The sequence below is a fragment of the Pseudomonas brassicacearum genome (assembly GCF_003732265.1).
In the GTDB taxonomy this organism is placed as follows: domain Bacteria; phylum Pseudomonadota; class Gammaproteobacteria; order Pseudomonadales; family Pseudomonadaceae; genus Aquipseudomonas; species Aquipseudomonas brassicacearum_D.
Genome location: NZ_MOBK01000006.1, coordinates 632,619 through 651,077, shown reverse-complemented (window position 1 = coordinate 651,077; position 18,459 = coordinate 632,619). Strand labels below are relative to the sequence as shown.

At 60.8% G+C, this 18,459-nt stretch carries 20 protein-coding genes; all 20 read right to left on the bottom strand.

Annotated elements, in window-relative coordinates; genetic code table 11:
- Positions 1 to 220: 220 nt before the first annotated feature.
- Positions 221 to 1,360, bottom strand: a complete 1,140-nt coding sequence (gene flhB, locus BK660_RS15780; protein ID WP_123434047.1) for a flagellar biosynthesis protein FlhB — start codon at positions 1,358 to 1,360, stop codon at positions 221 to 223.
- Positions 1,361 to 1,363: 3 nt separating this feature from the next.
- The gene (fliR, locus tag BK660_RS15775) at positions 1,364 to 2,149 is read right to left on the bottom strand and encodes a flagellar biosynthetic protein FliR (RefSeq protein WP_123434046.1); all 786 of its coding nucleotides are present in this window, start codon (positions 2,147 to 2,149) and stop codon (positions 1,364 to 1,366) included.
- A gap of 3 nt (positions 2,150 to 2,152) precedes the next feature.
- Positions 2,153 to 2,422 carry a flagellar biosynthesis protein FliQ gene (fliQ, locus tag BK660_RS15770; protein ID WP_007948918.1) on the bottom strand — a complete coding sequence of 90 codons (270 nt, stop codon included), beginning with the start codon at positions 2,420 to 2,422 and terminating at the stop codon, positions 2,153 to 2,155.
- Positions 2,419 to 3,177 carry a flagellar type III secretion system pore protein FliP gene (fliP, locus tag BK660_RS15765; RefSeq protein WP_027922366.1) on the bottom strand — a complete coding sequence of 253 codons (759 nt, stop codon included), beginning with the start codon at positions 3,175 to 3,177 and terminating at the stop codon, positions 2,419 to 2,421. The genes fliQ and fliP overlap by 4 nt, the downstream gene beginning before the upstream one ends.
- Positions 3,177 to 3,623, bottom strand: a complete 447-nt coding sequence (fliO, locus tag BK660_RS15760) for a flagellar biosynthetic protein FliO (protein ID WP_123434045.1) — start codon at positions 3,621 to 3,623, stop codon at positions 3,177 to 3,179. Before fliO ends, fliP begins: the two co-directional genes overlap by 1 nt.
- On the bottom strand, positions 3,624 to 4,082 hold the full coding sequence (gene fliN, locus BK660_RS15755) for a flagellar motor switch protein FliN (protein ID WP_123434044.1): 459 nt from the start codon (positions 4,080 to 4,082) through the stop codon (positions 3,624 to 3,626).
- 68 nt (positions 4,083 to 4,150) lie between these two features.
- On the bottom strand, positions 4,151 to 5,119 hold the full coding sequence (fliM, locus tag BK660_RS15750) for a flagellar motor switch protein FliM (protein WP_027922363.1): 969 nt from the start codon (positions 5,117 to 5,119) through the stop codon (positions 4,151 to 4,153).
- 9 nt (positions 5,120 to 5,128) lie between these two features.
- Positions 5,129 to 5,626: a flagellar basal body-associated protein FliL gene (fliL, locus tag BK660_RS15745; protein ID WP_123434043.1), complete on the bottom strand. Its 498-nt coding sequence runs from the start codon at positions 5,624 to 5,626 to the stop codon at positions 5,129 to 5,131.
- 225 nt (positions 5,627 to 5,851) lie between these two features.
- Complete coding sequence (locus tag BK660_RS15735; RefSeq protein ID WP_123434041.1) at positions 5,852 to 7,243, bottom strand: flagellar hook-length control protein FliK; 1,392 nt, start codon at positions 7,241 to 7,243, stop codon at positions 5,852 to 5,854.
- Between the two features lie 105 nt (positions 7,244 to 7,348).
- Complete coding sequence (locus BK660_RS15730) at positions 7,349 to 7,696, bottom strand: Hpt domain-containing protein (protein ID WP_123434040.1); 348 nt, start codon at positions 7,694 to 7,696, stop codon at positions 7,349 to 7,351.
- Positions 7,697 to 7,726: 30 nt separating this feature from the next.
- Positions 7,727 to 9,430, bottom strand: a complete 1,704-nt coding sequence (locus tag BK660_RS15725) for an ATP-binding SpoIIE family protein phosphatase (protein ID WP_123434616.1) — start codon at positions 9,428 to 9,430, stop codon at positions 7,727 to 7,729.
- A 5-nt stretch (positions 9,431 to 9,435) separates the two neighbouring features.
- On the bottom strand, positions 9,436 to 9,735 hold the full coding sequence (locus BK660_RS15720; protein ID WP_123434039.1) for an STAS domain-containing protein: 300 nt from the start codon (positions 9,733 to 9,735) through the stop codon (positions 9,436 to 9,438).
- 81 nt (positions 9,736 to 9,816) lie between these two features.
- Positions 9,817 to 10,266, bottom strand: coding sequence for a flagellar export protein FliJ (gene fliJ, locus BK660_RS15715; RefSeq protein WP_123434038.1), 450 nt, complete (start codon positions 10,264 to 10,266; stop codon positions 9,817 to 9,819).
- 6 nt (positions 10,267 to 10,272) lie between these two features.
- Positions 10,273 to 11,631 carry a flagellar protein export ATPase FliI gene (gene fliI, locus BK660_RS15710; protein ID WP_123434037.1) on the bottom strand — a complete coding sequence of 453 codons (1,359 nt, stop codon included), beginning with the start codon at positions 11,629 to 11,631 and terminating at the stop codon, positions 10,273 to 10,275.
- Positions 11,621 to 12,430 carry a flagellar assembly protein FliH gene (gene fliH / locus BK660_RS15705; RefSeq protein ID WP_123434036.1) on the bottom strand — a complete coding sequence of 270 codons (810 nt, stop codon included), beginning with the start codon at positions 12,428 to 12,430 and terminating at the stop codon, positions 11,621 to 11,623. The genes fliI and fliH overlap by 11 nt, the downstream gene beginning before the upstream one ends.
- Positions 12,431 to 12,437: 7 nt before the next feature.
- Complete coding sequence (fliG, locus tag BK660_RS15700) at positions 12,438 to 13,457, bottom strand: flagellar motor switch protein FliG (RefSeq protein ID WP_007894195.1); 1,020 nt, start codon at positions 13,455 to 13,457, stop codon at positions 12,438 to 12,440.
- Positions 13,450 to 15,237, bottom strand: coding sequence for a flagellar basal-body MS-ring/collar protein FliF (gene fliF / locus BK660_RS15695; RefSeq protein ID WP_059181381.1), 1,788 nt, complete (start codon positions 15,235 to 15,237; stop codon positions 13,450 to 13,452). The genes fliG and fliF overlap by 8 nt, the downstream gene beginning before the upstream one ends.
- Positions 15,238 to 15,251: 14 nt before the next feature.
- Positions 15,252 to 15,581: a flagellar hook-basal body complex protein FliE gene (gene fliE, locus BK660_RS15690; RefSeq protein ID WP_008072611.1), complete on the bottom strand. Its 330-nt coding sequence runs from the start codon at positions 15,579 to 15,581 to the stop codon at positions 15,252 to 15,254.
- Between the two features lie 252 nt (positions 15,582 to 15,833).
- The gene (locus tag BK660_RS15685) at positions 15,834 to 17,219 is read right to left on the bottom strand and encodes a sigma-54-dependent transcriptional regulator (protein WP_123434615.1); all 1,386 of its coding nucleotides are present in this window, start codon (positions 17,217 to 17,219) and stop codon (positions 15,834 to 15,836) included.
- A 5-nt stretch (positions 17,220 to 17,224) separates the two neighbouring features.
- Positions 17,225 to 18,430 carry a sensor histidine kinase gene (locus BK660_RS15680; protein WP_185045132.1) on the bottom strand — a complete coding sequence of 402 codons (1,206 nt, stop codon included), beginning with the start codon at positions 18,428 to 18,430 and terminating at the stop codon, positions 17,225 to 17,227.
- Positions 18,431 to 18,459 lie beyond the last annotated feature (29 nt).

Below are 18,459 nucleotides of genomic sequence, written 5' to 3'. Positions count from 1 at the left end.
AACTTTTGACGCCTGAAGCTGGCGCAAAGCGGCTATTGCAAGAAGCCTTCCAACTTTTGCAGGCGCTTGAAATAGATGTTTTTTCAGGGATTTGTATCGCCTGGGCCGGCCCCATCGCGGGCAAGTCGAATCGTCGCACCGCCGGCTCCCACAGGGGAATGCATTTCAAATGTGGGAGCGTGGCTTGCCCGCGATGAGGCCGGTAGAGTCAGCGCATCTATCAGGAATCGCGGCGCAGGTCCGGCGGGATTGGCAGGTCGTCCTTGAGCGGCTCAGGCGGTTTGCCTTTGCCGGCGCGGTGCTGGCGGATCTGGTAGACGTAGGCCAATACCTGGGCGACCGCCAGATACAGGCCACCGGGGATTTCCTGCTCCAGCTCGGTGGAGTAATAGATCGAACGCGCCAAGGCCGGCGATTCGAGCAACAGCACATTGTTGGCCACGGCGATTTCACGGATTTTCAAGGCCAGGAAGTCGCTGCCCTTGGCCAGCAGTACCGGCGCGCTGCCCTTGTCCGGGTCGTACTTGAGCGCCACGGCGTAGTGCGTCGGGTTGGTGATGACCACATCCGCCTCGGGAATCGCCGCCATCATCCGCCGCTGCGACATTTCACGCTGCAACTGGCGAATGCGCTGCTTGACCTCCGGCCGCCCTTCCTGATCCTTGTGCTCGTCGCGCACTTCCTGCTTGGTCATCAGCAGTTTCTTGTGGCTTTCCCACAACTGCACCGGTACGTCGACGGCGGCGATGATGATCAGCCCGCAGGCCATCCACAAGGTGCTCCAGCCCACCACTTGCAGGCTGTGAATGATCGCCATCTCCAACGGCTCGTGCGCGATGCGCATCAGGTCGTCGATGTCGGAAGACAACACCGCCAGCGCCACGAACAGCACGATCAGAAACTTCGCCAGCGCCTTGAGCAACTCGACCAGCGCCTTGGGCGAGAACATCCGCTTCAGCCCGGCCGCAGGGTTCATGCGACTGAATTTCGGTGCCATCGAGCCGGCCGAGAACAACCAGCCACCCAGGGCAATCGGGCCGAGCAACGAGGCCAACACCAAAGTGATCATCACCGGCTGAATCGCCACCAGCGCAATCTGCCCCGAATGCAGGAGGAAGGTGCCCATGTTGCGCTGATCCAGAATCACTTCCCGCGAGAGCGTGAAGTTCATCCGCATCAGCTCCATCATTTCCTGCGCCAGGGCGCCGCCGAAAATCAGCAGGCCGCCGGCGCCGGCAAGCATGATCGCCAGGGTGTTGAGCTCCTTGGAGCGCGCAATTTCACCCTTGTCCCGGGAGTCCTTTTTGCGTTTCTCCGTGGGGTCTTCTGTTTTGTCCTGACCGCTTTCGCTCTCAGCCATGACTCAGCGCGCCCGTGCCAGTTCGCGTAAAAACTGCAGGGCCTCGGTGGCCAGCGGTTGATACTGATTGATGATGTCCGCCAGCCCGACCCAGACGATGAACAGCCCAAGCACCAGGGTCAGCGGAAAACCGATAGAGAAAATATTCAGCTGCGGCGCGGCCCGGGTCATCACGCCGAATGCGATGTTGACTACCAGCAGCGCCGTGATCGCCGGCAGCACCAGCACCAACGCCGCCCCCAGGACCCAGCCGAGCTTGCCGGCCAGCTCCCAGAAATGATTGACCAACAACCCGCTGCCCACCGGCAGGGTGGTGAAGCTTTCAGTCAGGACTTCGAACACCACCAGATGCCCGTTCATGGACAGGAACAGCAGCGTCACCAGCATGGTGAAAAACTGCCCGATCACCGCCACCGACACGCCGTTGGTGGGGTCGACCATCGACGCGAAGCCCATGCCCATCTGAATCGAGACGATCTGCCCGGCGATCACGAAGGCCTGAAAGAACAGCTGCAAGGAAAAGCCCAGGATCGCGCCAATCAGGATCTGCTCGGCGATCAGCAGCAACCCGCTCAAGTCCAGCGCACTGACCGGCGGCATCGGCGGCAGGCCCGGCGCAATCACTACAGTGATCGCCAATGCGAAGTACAGGCGTACGCGCTTGGGCACCAGCGTCGTACCGAACACCGGCATGACCATCAGCAACGCGCCGATGCGAAACAGCGGCAACATGAACGTCGCCACCCAGGTACTGATCTGGGTGTCGGTCAGCTGCAACAGCGACGGCATGGTTTAGCCAATGACCTGAGGAATGCTGCCGTACAACTGCAGGATGTATTCCATGAACGTTTGCACCAGCCACGGGCCGGCAACAATCAGTGTTACCAGCATGACCAACAAGCGCGGGAGGAAGCTCAGGGTCTGTTCGTTGATCTGCGTGGCGGCCTGGAACATCGCCACCAACAGGCCCACCAGCAGACTCGGGATCACCAGCACGGCAACCATCATCGTGGTCAGCCACAGCGCTTCGCGAAAGATGTCTACCGCGACTTCCGGCGTCATGGCGACACACCGCCGAAGCTGCTCGCCAACGTACCGATGATCAACGCCCAGCCATCCACCAGCACAAACAGCATGATCTTGAACGGCAGGGAAATGATCAGTGGCGAGAGCATCATCATGCCCATTGCCATCAGCACGCTGGCGACGACCAGGTCGATGATCAGGAACGGAATGAAGATCATGAAGCCGATCTGGAACGCGGTTTTAAGCTCGGACGTGACAAACGCCGGCACCAGAATGGTCAGCGGCGCCTGATCCGGCGACGCGATGTCGGTGCGCTTGGACAGGCGCATGAACAGTTCAAGATCGCTGCTGCGCGTCTGCGCCAGCATGAAGTCCTTGATCGGCACCTGGGCCTTGGCGACGGCATCCTGAGCGGTGAGTTTTTCCGCCAGATACGGCTGCAAGGCGTCCTGATTCACCCGGTCAAATACTGGCGCCATGATGAACAGCGTCAGAAACAGCGCCATGCCCGTGAGGATCTGGTTCGAGGGCGTCTGCTGCAAGCCCAGGGCCTGACGCAGGATCGAGAAGACGATGATGATCCGCGTGAAACTGGTCATCAGCATGACGAACGCCGGGATGAAACTCAGCGCGGTCATGATCAGCAGGATTTGCAGGCTGACCGAATATTCCTGAGCGCCATTGGCGTTGGTGCCCAGGGTGATCGCCGGGATCGACAACGGATCGGCGGCGAATGCCAGCGGCGCAGCCAGCATCAGGGCCAGCGTCAAGACGATGCGTAACGCACCCATTACTTCTTATCCTTTTGATCCTTGCCGAGCATCTCCAAAAGACGCTGGGCAAACTCCGGGGTCGCTTTTTCTGTCACGCCCGGCACTTGCACCGGCTCTTTGAGCACATGCAACGCGGTGATGGTGCCGGGGCTGAGACCGAGCAGAATCTGTTCGTTGCCGACCTGCACCAGCATCAAACGGTCACGGGGGCCCAACGCGCGGGAACCGATCAGCTCGATCACCTGCCCTTTGCCGGCCGGCCCCGCCTGCTGGACACGGCGCAACAGCCAGGCGAGGAAGAAGATCAACCCCAGCACCAGCAGCAAGCCGAACACCAACTGCGTCAATTGCCCGGCCACGCCGCTGCTGACCGCCGGCGCAGCGGCCGTCGTAGTGGTCGCTACCGTCTCGGCAGCCAGCGCACTGAACGGCAATGCCAGCACAAACCCCAAAACCTTTTTCACTTAGCGCAGCTTCTTGATGCGTTCGCTTGGGCTGATCACGTCAGTCAGGCGGATGCCGAACTTCTCGTTGACCACGACCACTTCGCCGTGCGCGATCAGCGTGCCGTTGACCAGTACGTCCAGCGGCTCGCCGGCCAGACGGTCCAGCTCGATCACCGAACCCTGGTTGAGTTGCAGCAGGTTACGGATGTTGATGTCGGTGCTGCCCACTTCCATGGAAATCGACACCGGGATATCGAGAATCACGTCCAGGTTCGGGCCTTCCAGGCTCACCGGATCGTTGCTCTTCGCCACGCTGCCGAACTCTTCCATCGGCAGACGGTTGGACGATGAGCCAGCGGTATCGGCAGCCAGCAAGGCGTCGATATCGTCCTGACCGGCGTCACCGGTTTCTTCCAGGGCCGCAGCCCATTCATCAGCCAGCGCCTGATCGTCCTGCGCGTTCATATCGTCGTTCATCATTTGTCCTCGGCGGGCAAAAATTCGGTTAGTAGCATTCTGTTAAAACAAGGAGGTTTGAGCGCCGGTCAGCGGCGCTCGATCGGCTCGATCACCTGCAACGCGAGGTTGCCTTTGTGCGAGCCCATCTTGACCTTGAACGCAGGCACGCCATTGGCGCGCATGATCATTTCTTCCGGCATCTCGACCGGGATGATGTCCCCCGGCTGCATGTGCAGGATGTCGCGCAAGCGCAACTGGCGACGGGCAACCGTGGCACCGATCGGCACGTCGACATCCAACACGTCCTGACGCAGGGCGTTGACCCAGCGCTCGTCCTGATCGTCGAGGTCCGACTGGAAACCGGCGTCGAGCATTTCGCGCACCGGCTCGATCATCGAGTACGGCATGGTCACGTGCAGGTCACCGCCACCGCCATCGAGTTCGATGTGGAAGGTCGACACCACCACCGCTTCGCTCGGGCCGACGATGTTGGCCATGGCCGGGTTCACTTCCGAGTTGATGTACTCGAAGTTCACTTCCATGATTGCCTGCCAGGCTTCCTTCAGATCGACGAAAGCCTGCTCCAGCACCATGCGCACCACGCGCAGTTCGGTCGGGGTGAATTCACGCCCTTCGATCTTGGCGTGACGGCCATCGCCGCCGAAGAAGTTGTCCACCAGCTTGAACACCAGTTTGGCGTCGAGGATGAACAGCGCGGTGCCGCGCAACGGCTTGATCTTGACCAGGTTGAGGCTGGTCGGCACGTACAGCGAGTGCACATATTCGCCGAACTTCATCACCTGCACACCACCGACGGCAACGTCCGCCGAGCGGCGCAGCATGTTGAACATGCTGATGCGGGTGTAGCGGGCGAAACGCTCGTTGATCATTTCCAGGGTCGGCATGCGTCCGCGGACGATGCGATCCTGGCTGGTCAGGTCGTAGCTTTTGACGCTGCCGGGTTCAGCAACGTTATCGGTCTGTACCAGACCATCGTCGACGCCATGCAACAGCGCATCGATCTCATCCTGGGACAGCAGGTCCTGCACGGCCATGTCGTGTTCCTACTGCAGTACGAAATTAGTGAAAAGCAACTGTTCGATAACCACTTTGCCGAGTTCTTTCTGCGCCACTTCCTGCACGCTGGCCGTGGCCTTCTGACGCAACATTTCCTGGCCAACCGGCGTCGCCAGGGTGGTGAAGTCCTGGCCGGAGAACAGCATGACCAGGTTGTTGCGGATCACCGGCATGTGCACCTTGAGCGCTTCCAGATCGGCCTGGTTGCGGCCCTGCATGGTGATGCTCACCTGCATGTAGCGCTGGCGGCCATTCTGGTTGTAGTTGGCCACGAAGGCCGGCGCCATGGGCTCGAAAATCGCGGGCTGCTTGCCGACCACCGCAGTTTCCACCGCAGCCGGTTTGCTCTGGGCGCTGTGCATGAAGAACCAGGTCGCCCCCACGGACATGCCGATCGCCAGCAGCAAGGCCACCACGATCAAAACAATCAGCTTGATCTTGCCTTTGGTTGCGGGGTCTTTTACTACTGCTTCGCTCTTCGCCATGCCAATAATCCGTCACTATTCGGGTTTTCACAGTCGCACGGCAAGGCAAGAGCAAGTGTTATGCCAGAAGTGTCGGGAGAGCGCTGGGCGGGGATTTCAGGGACACCACAAATCAAATGTGGGAGCGGGCTTGCTCGCGAAAGCGGTGTGTCAGCCAACATTACTGTTGAACTCCAGACCGCATTCACGAGCAAGCCCTCTCCCACAAGGGGTTTTGCGTTTTTATCAGGCGTAGTAGTCGACGGCGCTGGTGCCAATCACGCTGGTAGCGGCTTGCGCCACTTCAGCCACCGTCGGTGCAAGCTCTTCATCCATTGAGTCCACGCGACCACCAGCGGCATTGGTGCGACCACCCTGCCCCTGCTGCGCCTGCTCCTGGCCCTGTCCTTGCCCGCCACGCGACTGGTCGGACACGTTGACGTCGACCTGCCCCATGCCCTGCTGGGTGAACATGTCACGCAGGCGATGCATCTGGCTGTCCAGTGCTTCGCGAACGCTTGGATGGGCGCTCATGAACGTAACTTGGGTCTGCTGATCCGGAACCATGTTCACCCGGATATCCAGACGACCCAATTCGGCCGGTTGCAACTGAATGTCGGCCGCCTTGAGATTGGCGCTGGAGAGGTACATGACCCGGTTGACCACTTCTTCGGTCCAGCCACTCTGGTGCATGGCGATCGGCTGATTCACCGGCAACGCATTGGCTGTTTTCGGCGTGGCCGCTTGAGTCAATGCCGCCAGACGGTTGGCGAAGTCATCGACACGGGTATCGCTGCTGGCGGATTTCAGGTCTTTCAGGCCGTCATCAATCAGACCGCTGAACGCTTTCTCGCCACCCTGACTGGTGCTGTCCTTGTCGGCTTGCACGTCGAGCATACTCGCCATGCCGGCGGTAAAGTTCTGCGCCGAGGTCAGTTCGCCGTCAGCCTGGGCCTGAACCGGGGAGGCTTTTGGCTGAGACTGGCTGGACGCGGAAACGTGGCCGCTTTGTTCCATGGCCAGGCGCACTGCCGGCAAGGCATCGAGCGGATCGGCTTCAGGATCGAAATCACTTTCGGCAGTCGGGCTGGCTGGCGCAGGAACCGTTTGCGCAGGTGCGGCAGCCATGGCCGCCGCAACGGGTGATGCGACTTGCGGTTGCGCTGTGGCAACAACCGGAGCAACTGGCTCGACCGGGACCGTGATCACCGGCTGCACGGCCGCCATCAAGGCAGGATCAAGGGACGGATCGAGACTTGGATCGACTGGCGCGGTGTCGACCACCGGCGTCTCGGGGGTATCCGGCGCGAGAACATCGGCGACCACATCCTCCTCGACCGGCGCCGGTTTATCGGCGGGCAAGGAATTGCCGCTATCGGCAACCGCAGGTTCCGGGGCGGCAGCCTTATCGCTGCTGACGTCTGTCTTTGCAGTGCCTTGTGGCGCATTGTCAGTCGCCGGTTTGGCCGATTTATCAGCGACTACAGCGGGCTTGTCCTGAGCCTGATTGGCGTAAACCTCAGCGAAGCTGGACGCCTTGTCCCCAGACTCGGCAGCCACCGCCGGGGTATTGGCGGACGCGGCAGATGTCTTGGCCGCAGTGTTGGCCTGAAGAAGTGAATTGGGGGTAACGGGCATAAAACGGTCTCCGCTGCACTGGGATCGTAGGTACAGTTGAGCGAGATGACTGCAAGGGTCGAGCCAGTTTTACCAGTCCGGCACTAAAAGTGCCGGATGGTCAGGTTACTCGGAGAGAGAACGCTGTTTTTCCGCCTCGTAAAGCGGGCGGACAATGGCGAATTCGCCGTCGATTTCCCCCACCAGTTTTTTAATGCCCGTGAGACTTTTTTGCTTGGCGCGCTGTTCCAGCTCATGGCACAACTCAGCCAGGCGAATGGCGCCCATATTGCTGCTGCTGCCTTTGAAACTGTGGGCAGCCTCCATGAGTTGCACGGCATCGGCAGAGTTTTGCAGAAGATGCAAACGCGCTTCGGAGTCGCGAATGAACGTATCCAGTAGCTCCGGATACTCATCCTCCATCACTTCCTGCAACGCGCTCAGCACGTTTTGGTCCAGATGTGTGTCAGCCACTTGCTCACTCCTTGATCAAGAATGGGTGAATTATGCCAGAGCCTCCCAGAAAAACTCTACGCGCGCACTGCGACCATCGTCGGACCAGCTCGCGTTACGACTCAACTGGCGGACGAGGCTGATTCCACGCCCCGACAGACGGATGCCATCAAGGGGCCGATCCAGTACACGCGCCACGTCAAATCCCTGGCCACTGTCTTCAACCCAAATGACCAGGCAACCGCCGCTGCCTTCTGGCGTGACCTGCAAATGCACCCGCACAAAACCGTCCTGCAACGCCTCCATCCGCTCATTGCGTTGCTGGTAGTAGCGTGCAAAACCCGATGCATCGCGCTTGAGGCTTGAGTCCAGCCCCAGCACGCCGTGCTCCAGCGCATTGGAATACAGTTCGGCGAGCACACTGTAGAGCGCGCCGCTTTGAGCCCGCAACCCGTGGACCTCAAGCAGTAACTGCAAAAGATACGGCAGCGGATTAAAGCGCTTGAGGGTCTCGGCGCGAAACTCGAAATTCAGCGACCAGTCCAGTGGGCAGGACTGGCCACTGTCGGAGTACACCAGCGCCGGCGGGGTCAGTTGCGTCGCCTCCAGCAGGCTGACCTCGACCATGCTCACGTCATCGCGGGCCTCACCGCCAAAATCGCGCAGGGCCTGTTCGATTTCGCCGAACAGCGCATCAGGCTGACGATTGGCGGCAAACACCTGCTGCAACCGGCCCACGCCAAACAATTGTTCGTTGCCATCGCACGTGTCGATGACCCCGTCAGACAACAGGAACACGCGATCCCCGATGGCCATCGGGAACACTTCGGTGCGGTCATTGAACGTTTGCGGGCTCAGCACCCCCAGCGGCAGGTGCCGGGCGGTCAGCGGCTTGCGCTCACCCGTGGCGATGGAATGCAGATAACCATCCGGCATTCCGCCATTCCAGACCTCTACCGAGCGTCGCTGAAAACTCAGGCTCAGCAAGGTTGCGCAACAGAACATGTCCACCGGCAGGATGCGTTTGAGCTTGGCGTTCATCTCGCGCAGGGTTTCGGACAGCCCGTAGCCCTTGGCGGTCATGCCATAGAAGACTTCGGCCAATGGCATGGCGCCCACCGCCGCGGGCAAACCGTGGCCGGTGAAATCCCCCAGCAGCACGTGCATGTCGCCCGCCGGGGTAAAGGCCGCCAACAGCAGGTCACCGTTGAACAGCGCATAGGGCGATTGCAGGTAGCGGATGTTCGGCGCACTCAGGCAGCCGGAATGCGCGACCTTGTCGAAAACAGCCTTCGCCACCCGCTGTTCATTGAGCAGATAGTCATGATGCCTGGCGATCAGGTCGCGTTGCTGCAACACGGTGGCCTGCAAGCGGCGCAAGCGATCCATCGCCTTGATCTTGGCGGCCAGGATCACCGGGTTATAGGGCTTTGCCAGAAAATCGTCGCCGCCGGCTTCCAGGCATCGGGCCAGGGCTTCGCTTTCGGTGAGCGAGGTCAGGAAAATGATAGGCACCAGGGTTTCCCCGGCGAGCAGCTTGATCTGCCGGGCCGCCTCGAAACCGTCCATCACCGGCATCATCGCGTCCATCAACACCAGATGCGGTTGCTGCTGACGGAACGTTTCGACCGCCTCGGCACCATTGGCGGCGGTCAGCACGTTATGGCCCTGGCGGCGGACGATGCTCGACAGCAGCATGCGATCGGCCGCGCTGTCTTCGGCGATGAGGATCGTCAGGGGTTCGAGTGACTGCACGGCAGTCAAGTGATGTCGAACAGCTTGTCGAAATTGGAGATGGCGAGGATTTTCCTCACGTCCGAACTGCTGTTGACCACGCGAATATCGGAGTTGTCACCCCCGGCGTGATCCCGCAAGAGGAGCAACATGCCCAGCGCCGAGCTGTCGAGGTAGGTCGCTTCTCTCAAGTCGACCACGACCGCCGAGAGGTTCTTGTCCTCGTAGGACTCACGAAATTCCTGATGCTTGGCGAAATCGAAGCGCCCCTTGACCGAAATCGTGAGCTTTTTCCCATCCTGGGATACTTCTGCATTGACTGACATTTAACGGCTTCCTTGTCATTGGCTAACGTGCTGTACAAGGTTTAGCACTTGGTTGGAAGGGGAGCAAGGCCCGACGATTGTTCAATACGGATCATGTCTGGGCAAGCGCTGCGACAACTCATCGAGCAATTTCTGCTCGCGCTTGTCCTCCAGCTGCCGTGCCTCGTCCATGTAGCGTTGTACCAGTTTTCGCAGGCCTTCGACACGGGCGAACGCCTGCTGCCAGGTATCGCGCGCCTTGTTCAGGTTGTTTTGATGCCAATTCAGGCTCTGCCGCTGTTGATCGATGGCCGTACCGAGTTGCGCCAGGAAGCCCTGATACCCCAGCAACCACTGGCCGGAAACGCCACTGCTGCCGCGCACGATCCATTGTTCCTGGTATTCGAGGCGGAAGGCTTCAAGGTCGGCGAGCTTGCTTTCCGCGACACGCACCTGACCCTGAAAATGCCCGAGGCGCATGACCGCGGCTTTCTCGGCCTTTTCGGCCATCTCCACCACGGGTGCCAGGCGCGCGGCTCGGCTCAGTGCCATGGCCGGTTAGCCGCCTGCTGCAGGGGCGAAGATAGAAGCGAGATGGTTGACGCTGGCGCCCATGCCAATGTTGTCGTTCAAACCCTGACGCAGGTAAGTGACCATGGCTGGCTGGAGGGAGATCGCCGTGTCGGTTTCACGATCACCGCCCGGCACATACGCGCCGACGCTGATCAAGTCGCGACTCTGCTGATAACGTGACCAGTATTGCTTGAACATCTGCGCACGGGCCATGTGCTCAGGACTGACCACCGACGGCATGACCCGGCTGATGGACGCTTCGATATCGATGGCCGGGTAATGACCTTCTTCCGCCAGACGCCGGGACAACACGATATGGCCGTCGAGCACGCCTCGCGCGGCATCGGCAATCGGGTCCTGCTGGTCATCGCCTTCGGACAACACGGTGTAGAACGCCGTGATCGAACCACCGCCCTTCTCGGCGTTACCGGCGCGCTCCACCAGTTTTGGCAACTTGGCGAATACCGACGGCGGATAACCCTTGGTGGCCGGCGGTTCGCCGATGGCCAAGGCGATTTCCCGCTGGGCCTGGGCGAAACGGGTCAGGGAATCCATGAGCAACAGGACGTTCTTGCCCTTGTCGCGGAAATATTCGGCGATACGCGTGCAGTACATCGCCGCGCGCAGACGCATCAACGGCGCATCGTCCGCTGGCGACGCCACGACCACGGAACGCTTGAGCCCTTCTTCACCGAGGATGTGCTCGATGAATTCTTTAACTTCACGACCCCGCTCACCGATCAGCCCGACGACGATAATGTCGGCCTCGGTGAAGCGCGTCATCATGCCCAGCAGCACCGATTTACCCACACCGGTACCGGCGAACAGCCCGAGCCGCTGACCGCGACCGACCGTCAACAACCCGTTGATCGTACGAATGCCGACGTCCAGCGGTTCGCTGATCGGCTCGCGCTTGAGCGGGTTGATGGTGGGGCCGTCCATCGGCACCCAGTCTTCGGCTTTCATCCCGCCCTTGCCGTCCAGCGCACGACCGGCGCCATCCAGCACCCGACCGAGCATGCTCATGCCCATTGGCAAGCGGCCGGTGTCGGCCAGCGGAACCACACGGGCACCGGGCGCAATACCCGCAACGCTGCCAACGGGCATCAGGAACACTTTGCTGCCGGAGAAACCCATCACCTCGGCTTCGACCTGCACCGGGTGGTAGCTGTCGTCGTTGATGACCATGCAGCGACTGCCCATGGCGGCGCGCAAGCCTTCGGCTTCGAGGGTCAGGCCGACCATGCGCAGCAAGCGCCCTTCAAGGATCGGTGCGCCGGCCAGCTCCGTGGCCTCGGCGTAACCGCCCAGGCGTTTGGCGAAGCTGGTGCGGTCAAGGCGCATCAGAGACGTCCAGTTCCGTTTTGACTGGCGCAACAGCAGGCTTTTCATCGACCGGCAGTTCCAGGTGCAGATCCGGCGCAGACGGGTGCAGCGCCTGATCGTGCAACTGATCGAGCAGCTTGGCCATCACTTGGGCGATACGGGTTTCGACGGTGGCGTCGATACGGCTGTGTTCGGTTTCTACCCGGCATCCGCCGGGCAACAGCGACTCGTCTTCAACGATGCGCCAGGTTTCTTCGTGGCGTTCGCGCAGGGCTTTGACTTGCTCGAAGTCCTGCGGATTGATGTACAGGCGCACATTGCCCACGCCCAGCGGCAGGAGCTTGAGCGCCTCACGCATGACGTGTTCGATCTGCGTCGAGTCGATGGCCAGTTCGCGCTGGATCACCTGTTTGGTGATGTGCTGCACAAGATCGACCATGGATCGTTCAATGAAGGTGTCCTGCTCCGCGATGGGTTCAAAAAGATTGACCATCAACTGCTCAAGACCGGCAATCTTCGGCGCCAGCGCTGCTTCGGCTTCCTGGCGAACCTTGAGCGTGGTGCTGTGGAAACCTTCTTTCTCGCCCACGGCGAAGCCTTCGTTGTAGGCTTCCTGGCGAATCGCTTCGAGTTCTTCGAGGGTCAGTGGCTGGACTTCGTCCAGCGGCACTTCTTCCATCTCCGGCGGCTCGGGCTCAGGTTCTGGCTCGGGTTCCGGGACGAAAGGGTCGAAACTGGGCAGCGCCCAGACGTCGAAGCCGGCAACGTGCTTGCCGCGAATCAGGTCGGTCTGGGACTCATCATGTTTGGACGACATAGTGACCTTAGATCATCTCTTCGCCGCCCTTCCCGCCGAGAACGATTTCTCCGGCTTCGGCCATACGGCGGGCAATGGTGAGGATTTCTTTCTGCGCGGTTTCCACGTCGCTGACACGCACCGGGCCTTTGGCCTCGAGGTCGTCGCGCAACAGTTCGGCCGCCCGTTTGGACATGTTCTTGAAGATCTTTTCCTTGACGCCTTCGTCCGAACCCTTGAGGGCCAGCACCAGCACGTCGGAAGACACTTCGCGCAGCAATGCCTGAATCCCGCGGTCATCGACATCGGACAGGTTGTTGAACACGAACATGAGGTCTTCGATCTGACCGGACAGGTCTTCGTCGACTTCGCGGATCGAGTCCATCAGTTGACCTTCGATCGAGCTGTCGAGGAAGTTCATGATGTCGGCCGCGCGCTTGATGCCACCCAGGGTGGTGCGCGAGGCATTCGAGTTGCCGGAGAACTGCTTCTCGAGAATCTGGTTGAGTTCTTTCAGGGCCGCTGGCTGCACGGTGTTCAGCGAGGAGACCCGCAGAATGATGTCCAGGCGCACCTTGTGGTCGAAGTTGCCGAGCACTTCGCCCGCCTGATCCGGGTCGAGGTACGCGACCACGATGGCCTGGATCTGTGGGTGCTCGTAACGGATTACGTCGGCGACGGCGCGCGGTTCCATCCACTTCAGGCTGTCGAGGCCGCTGGTGTTGCCACCCAGCAGGATGCGGTCGATCAGGCCGTTGGCCTTGTCTTCGCCCAATGCCTGGGTGAGCATTTTGCGCACGTAGTCGTCGGAGCCGACGCCCAGGCTGGTCTGGTCGCCGACGATGTCGACGAACTCGCTCATGACCTGTTCGACTTGCTCGCGGTGCACGTTGCCCATCTGGGCCATCGCTACACCCACGCGCTGGACCTCTTTAGGCCCCATGTGGCGCAACACCTGGGCAGCATCGGTCGAACCGAGGGACAGCAGCAGAATCGCGGCTTTGTCGACCTTGGTCAGTTTGGCGGCAACGGCTCGGTTATCACTCATCTGCGTTAATCCACTCTTTCACGACCTGGGCCACGCGACCCGGGTCTTCTGCCACCAGACTCTTGATTGCATTCAACTGTGCGTCATAGCCTTCGCTCGGGCTCGGCAGCAGGATGCTTTGCGGGCCGCCGAGGCTGACGCGGTCGTTGGCCAGTTCGCCGTCCAGGCCGCCCATGCCACCCAACTCGACGTCGCTGCCGATGCCGGCCAGCTGTTTGCCTTTGCCGCCACCGGTGATGTTGTTGAGCACCGGACGCAGTACGCCGAACACCAGCACGAGGATGAACAAGACGCCCAGCACTTGCTTGACGATGTCCCAGAACCACGGCTGCGAGTAGAACGGAATGTCGGCAATCACTTCACCGCGCTCTGCGGAGAACGGCATGTTGATCACGCTGACGCTGTCGCCACGGCTGGCGTCGAAACCGACCGCGTCTTGCACCAGGCGAGTGAAGCGCGCCAATTCGTCGGCGCTCCACGGCGCTCGGGTGGTTTCGCCGTTAGCCGCGTTGACCTTGACCTGATCGTCGACCACCACCGACACCGACAGGCGATTCAATCGGCCCTGCTGCTGCTTGGTGTGGCTGATGGAACGGTCGAGTTCGAAGTTCTTGGTGGATTGTTGACGCTTGTCCGCCGGGTACGGCGCCAGCATTGGCTGACCGGTGGCCGGGTCCATGATTTGCTGACCGTTGGCATCGATCAACGGCTGGCCTGGCTGCACCATGCCGGCCGAGGCAGTCGAGCCGCCGGTGGTTTGTGGTGCCGAGGCTGGCGACGGTGGCTGGTTGCTCAAGGCACCCGGCACACCTTGCGGGCCATTGCTGGCGGTGCGTTGCTCGTTGACCGACTGCTCGCTGCGCAACGCCGGCTGATCCGGGTTGAACTGCTCGGAGGTCGACTCGACGGCGCTGAAATCGACATCGGCAGACACTTCGGCTTTATAGCGATCGTTGCCCAGCACTGGTTGCAGGATGTTGTGCACACGCTGGGTCAGCATGGTTTCCATGCGGCGGCTGTAATCGAATTGCTTGCCGGCCATGGTCAGCTCGGAGTTCTCCGCCTGATCCGACAGCAGGTTGCCCTTCTGGTCGACGACGGTGATCTGCGATTTGCTCAGCTCGGGAACACTGGTCGCGACCAGGTTGATGATCGCGATCACCTGGCCCGGTTCCAGCGAACGACCGGAATAAAGTTCAACCAGAACCGAAGCGCTTGGCTTGCGTTCATCACGCACGAACACCGAGCTTTTCGGAATCGCCAGGTGCACGCGGGCTCCCTTGACGTTGTTCAGGCTGGAGATGGTCCGTGCCAGTTCGCCTTCGAGGCCGCGACGATAACGGGTCGCTTCCATGAACTGGCTGGTCCCGAGGCCCTGGTCCTTGTCGAGGATTTCAAAACCGATGTTGCCGTCGCTGGGAGTGACACCAGCCGCCGCGAGTTTCAGTCGCGCACGGGACAAATCATCGGCCTTGACCAGCAAGGCACCGGAGTTCGGTTCAACGGTGTAGGGAATATCAGCGGAGGCCAGGGTGTCCATGACCTGCTTGGCGTCCATACCGGCAAGGCTGCCGTACAGAGGCCGGTAGTCCGGCTGCTGCGACCACAGCACCACGGCAAAACCAATCGCCACGCTCGCAGCCAGGCCGACCAACAGGCCTACCTGACGCAGCATGGTCATCTCGGAGAGGTTTTCCAGGAAGGACAACCCGAACAGCGGCGGTTTGCCGTCTATTGGAGTGGCCTTGGCCGGAACGTTATCGGCGACTGCTTCTGCCATGACTCAATTCGTCCTTAAACCGGCATCTGCATGATGTCTTGGTAAGCCTGAACCAGCTTGTTGCGCACTTGCGTCAACGCCTGGAAAGACACGCTGGCCTTCTGTGAGGAAATCATCACGTCCGTCAGATCGACGCCGCTTTTGCCGATCTCGAAGGCACTGGCCAACTGATTGGACGCCTGCTGAGTGTCGTTCACTTTATTGACGGCTTGACCGAGCATGTCGGAAAAGCTGCTGCCACCCAGTTCAGGGACTGCGGCAGTCGATTTCGGCGCAGACATGGCATCCATTTGCATGGAACGCATATCCAGCATCAACCGATTAAATTCAATACCTTGGCTCATGATCTACTCTCGTTGGCGACCCGCAATTTTTTGACACTCACTCGGCGGGTACTGAGGTGTTAGCAACAAGGGTGCCAGCTCCGTGATTGCCCTACACAAAAGCCCTTCGGTCCATGGTTCACCACAAAACCATTGTGGGAGCGAGCCTGCTCGCGAAGGCGGTGTGACAGACACATTGATGTCGGCTGACACTCCCTCTTCGCGAGCAGGCTCGCTCCCACAGTTTTAAATCGGTGTTGTGTGCGTCAACTTTCAGGTGGCGAACAGATACGCTTCCACGTCCATGCCGGCATCACGCATCTGCGCCAGCTTGTAGCGCAAGGTGCGCGGGCTGATACCCAGGCGCTCGGCAGCCTCTTTGCGACGGCCGCGCTCGGAGCGCAAGGTGTCGATGATCATCTGGAATTCCCTGCGGCGCAGGTCATCGCCCAACGCGCCAGCCGATTCAGCATCCACCTCGACCGCTCGTAACGGTGCAGCTGCCAACGCCGGCAACGGCGCACAGGCCACCGGCCCGGACAGGCAGAAATCCTGCGGCTGGATCAAACCACCCTGCTGCAGAATCAACGCACGCTGGATCGCGTTGTCCAGCTCACGCACGTTGCCCGGCCACGGATAACCGATCAGGCACGCCTGCGCCTCGGGCGACAGCTTCGCCGCCGCGTGCTTCATTTTATTGACGTGTTTGGCCAGCAGTCGCTCGGCCAGCGGCAGGATGTCGGCGGTGCGCTCGCGCAGCGGACGCCAGGCCAGCGGAAAAACCGACAATCGATAGTAAAGGTCTTCACGAAAACGCCCCGCCGCCACTTCACCGGCCAGATCACGGTTGGTCGTGGCGACGACCCGAATGTCCAGGGTGATGGTTTTGCGTGCGCCAACGCGCTCGACTTCACGCTCCTGCAAAACCCGCAGCAACTTGGCCTGCAGTCCGAGGGGCATTTCGGAGATTTCGTCGAGCAGAATCGTGCCGCCGTCAGCTTGTTCGAACTTGCCGGCCTGCGCAGCGATGGCGCCGGTGAACGAGCCCTTTTCATGACCGAACAATGTGGCTTCGAGCATGTTGTCGGGGATCGCGGCGCAGTTGATCGCAATAAACGGCTGACTGGCGCGATGGGAATGCTGATGGATATAGCGGGCCAACACTTCCTTGCCGGTGCCGGACTCGCCAGAGATCAATACCGTGGAATCACTGCGCGCCACTCGGGCGGCCAACTCCAGCAATTGCGCGCTGGCCGGCTCGAACGCGACCGGACCTTCGCCCTCAGCCGCACCGAGATTGCCCAACGCGTGACGCGCGACCAAATCCAGCAACGCCTTGGGTTCGAACGGCTTGACCAGATAATCCACTGCACCCCGGCGCATCGCATCGACTGCGCGCTCGACGGCGCCATGGGCCGTCATCAGCAACACCGGCAGTTGCGGCTGACGCGCCCGCAACAAGCCGAGCAACTGATGCCCGTCCATGCCCGGCATGTTGACGTCACTGATTACCAGACTGAACGCCTCGACGGCCACTGCCGCCAACGCGTCTTCGGCCGAACCGACCGCCTTGAAATCGTGCCCCGCCAGCATCAGCGTATCGGCCAGTGCCTCGCGTAGCGCGCGGTCATCCTCGACCAGTAGAACCTTGATTGCCATGCCTTTCATTCCGCTCCCTGAGCGCCGGGCTTGTCACCCGAAAAAAGCGGCAGGGACACCAGCGCACAAGTGCCGCGCCCCGGCTGCGAGCGCAGTTGCAATTCGCCCTGATGCGCACGCGCCACGGCCTTGACCACAGTCAGGCCCAGGCCGGTCCCGGTGGTCTTGGTGGTAAAAAATGGTTCACCCAGACGCGCCAGCACAGCGCTGTCGATGCCACTGCCGCTGTCGCTGACACACACACGCAGGTTGTCTTCGCGGGTGTACAAGTGAACCTTCAAACGGACATCACCGGCACTCGCCTGAATCGCATTCTCGATCAGGTTTAGGATCGCCCCGATCAGCGTGTCACGATTGCACAGCAACTCGCCGGCATGACTGTCGCACTGCCAACGCACTGGCAAGTCCTGAACATGGGTCAGTGCTGCCGCTTGCAGCGATTGCATCAGTTGTTTGGGCGTGACGCGATCGGTCAGCGGCAGCTCGCCGCGAGCGAACACCAGCATGTCGCGCACCTGATGCTCAAGCTCATGCAGACGCTCTTTCAGGCGACCGGCAAAACGCTGCTGCGTGGCGACCGGCAGTTCCTGCTCGGTCAGGTGACTGGCGTAAAGCAAGGCGGCCGACAATGGCGTGCGAATCTGATGCGCCAGCGAGGCGACCATTCGGCCCAGGGAAGACAAGCGTTCGTGACGGGCCAGTTGATCTTGCAGATGACGGGTTTCAGTCAAGTCGTTGAGCAGCACCAACTGACCCGGTTCGGCGTCCAGCGAGCGAGTGGCGATCGACAGACGCCGACCGTCCTTGAGCGAGATTTCGTGACCGTCGTCCTTGCGAGGCGCAAAGCATCGGGCGATGACGTGACGCCAGAGTTCGCCTTCGAGCGGCAACCCGAGCAACTCACAGGCTGCCGGATTGGCTTCGCGCACGATGCCTTGGGCATCGATGACGATGACGCCGCCAGGCAACAGGTCGAGGAGATTTTGCAGACGATTGGCCAGGCGTTCTTTTTCCGCCAGCTCTTGCATGCGCTGGGCACTGACCACGGCCAACTCGCCCTTGAGCTCGGTGACCCGGGCTTCAAGCATGCTGTAGGAATCGGTCAGTTGACTCGACATCTGGCTGAACAGCGCAAACGCCTGCTCAAGGCCAAGCCGGCTTGCCTGCTCTACGGACGACGGTTGTCCCGAAGCGTCAGGGACAGGAGACATCTGGGCGGCTTGGGGCATTGTGCTCTCTC

Coding starts and splice junctions, on each gene's coding strand:
- flhB (WP_123434047.1), bottom strand. CDS start 1,360: ATGGCTGAGAGCGAAAGCGGTCAGGACAAAACAGAAGACCCCACGGAG.
- fliR (WP_123434046.1), bottom strand. CDS start 2,149: ATGCCGTCGCTGTTGCAGCTGACCGACACCCAGATCAGTACCTGGGTG.
- fliQ (WP_007948918.1), bottom strand. CDS start 2,422: ATGACGCCGGAAGTCGCGGTAGACATCTTTCGCGAAGCGCTGTGGCTG.
- fliP (WP_027922366.1), bottom strand. CDS start 3,177: ATGGGTGCGTTACGCATCGTCTTGACGCTGGCCCTGATGCTGGCTGCG.
- fliN (WP_123434044.1), bottom strand. CDS start 4,082: ATGAACGACGATATGAACGCGCAGGACGATCAGGCGCTGGCTGATGAA.
- fliM (WP_027922363.1), bottom strand. CDS start 5,119: ATGGCCGTGCAGGACCTGCTGTCCCAGGATGAGATCGATGCGCTGTTG.
- fliL (WP_123434043.1), bottom strand. CDS start 5,626: ATGGCGAAGAGCGAAGCAGTAGTAAAAGACCCCGCAACCAAAGGCAAG.
- BK660_RS15735 (WP_123434041.1), bottom strand. CDS start 7,243: ATGCCCGTTACCCCCAATTCACTTCTTCAGGCCAACACTGCGGCCAAG.
- BK660_RS15720 (WP_123434039.1), bottom strand. CDS start 9,735: ATGTCAGTCAATGCAGAAGTATCCCAGGATGGGAAAAAGCTCACGATT.
- fliJ (WP_123434038.1), bottom strand. CDS start 10,266: ATGGCACTGAGCCGAGCCGCGCGCCTGGCACCCGTGGTGGAGATGGCC.
- fliI (WP_123434037.1), bottom strand. CDS start 11,631: ATGCGCCTTGACCGCACCAGCTTCGCCAAACGCCTGGGCGGTTACGCC.
- fliH (WP_123434036.1), bottom strand. CDS start 12,430: ATGTCGTCCAAACATGATGAGTCCCAGACCGACCTGATTCGCGGCAAG.
- fliG (WP_007894195.1), bottom strand. CDS start 13,457: ATGAGTGATAACCGAGCCGTTGCCGCCAAACTGACCAAGGTCGACAAA.
- fliF (WP_059181381.1), bottom strand. CDS start 15,237: ATGGCAGAAGCAGTCGCCGATAACGTTCCGGCCAAGGCCACTCCAATA.
- fliE (WP_008072611.1), bottom strand. CDS start 15,581: ATGAGCCAAGGTATTGAATTTAATCGGTTGATGCTGGATATGCGTTCC.
- BK660_RS15685 (WP_123434615.1), bottom strand. CDS start 17,219: ATGGCAATCAAGGTTCTACTGGTCGAGGATGACCGCGCGCTACGCGAG.
- BK660_RS15680 (WP_185045132.1), bottom strand. CDS start 18,430: ATGTCTCCTGTCCCTGACGCTTCGGGACAACCGTCGTCCGTAGAGCAG.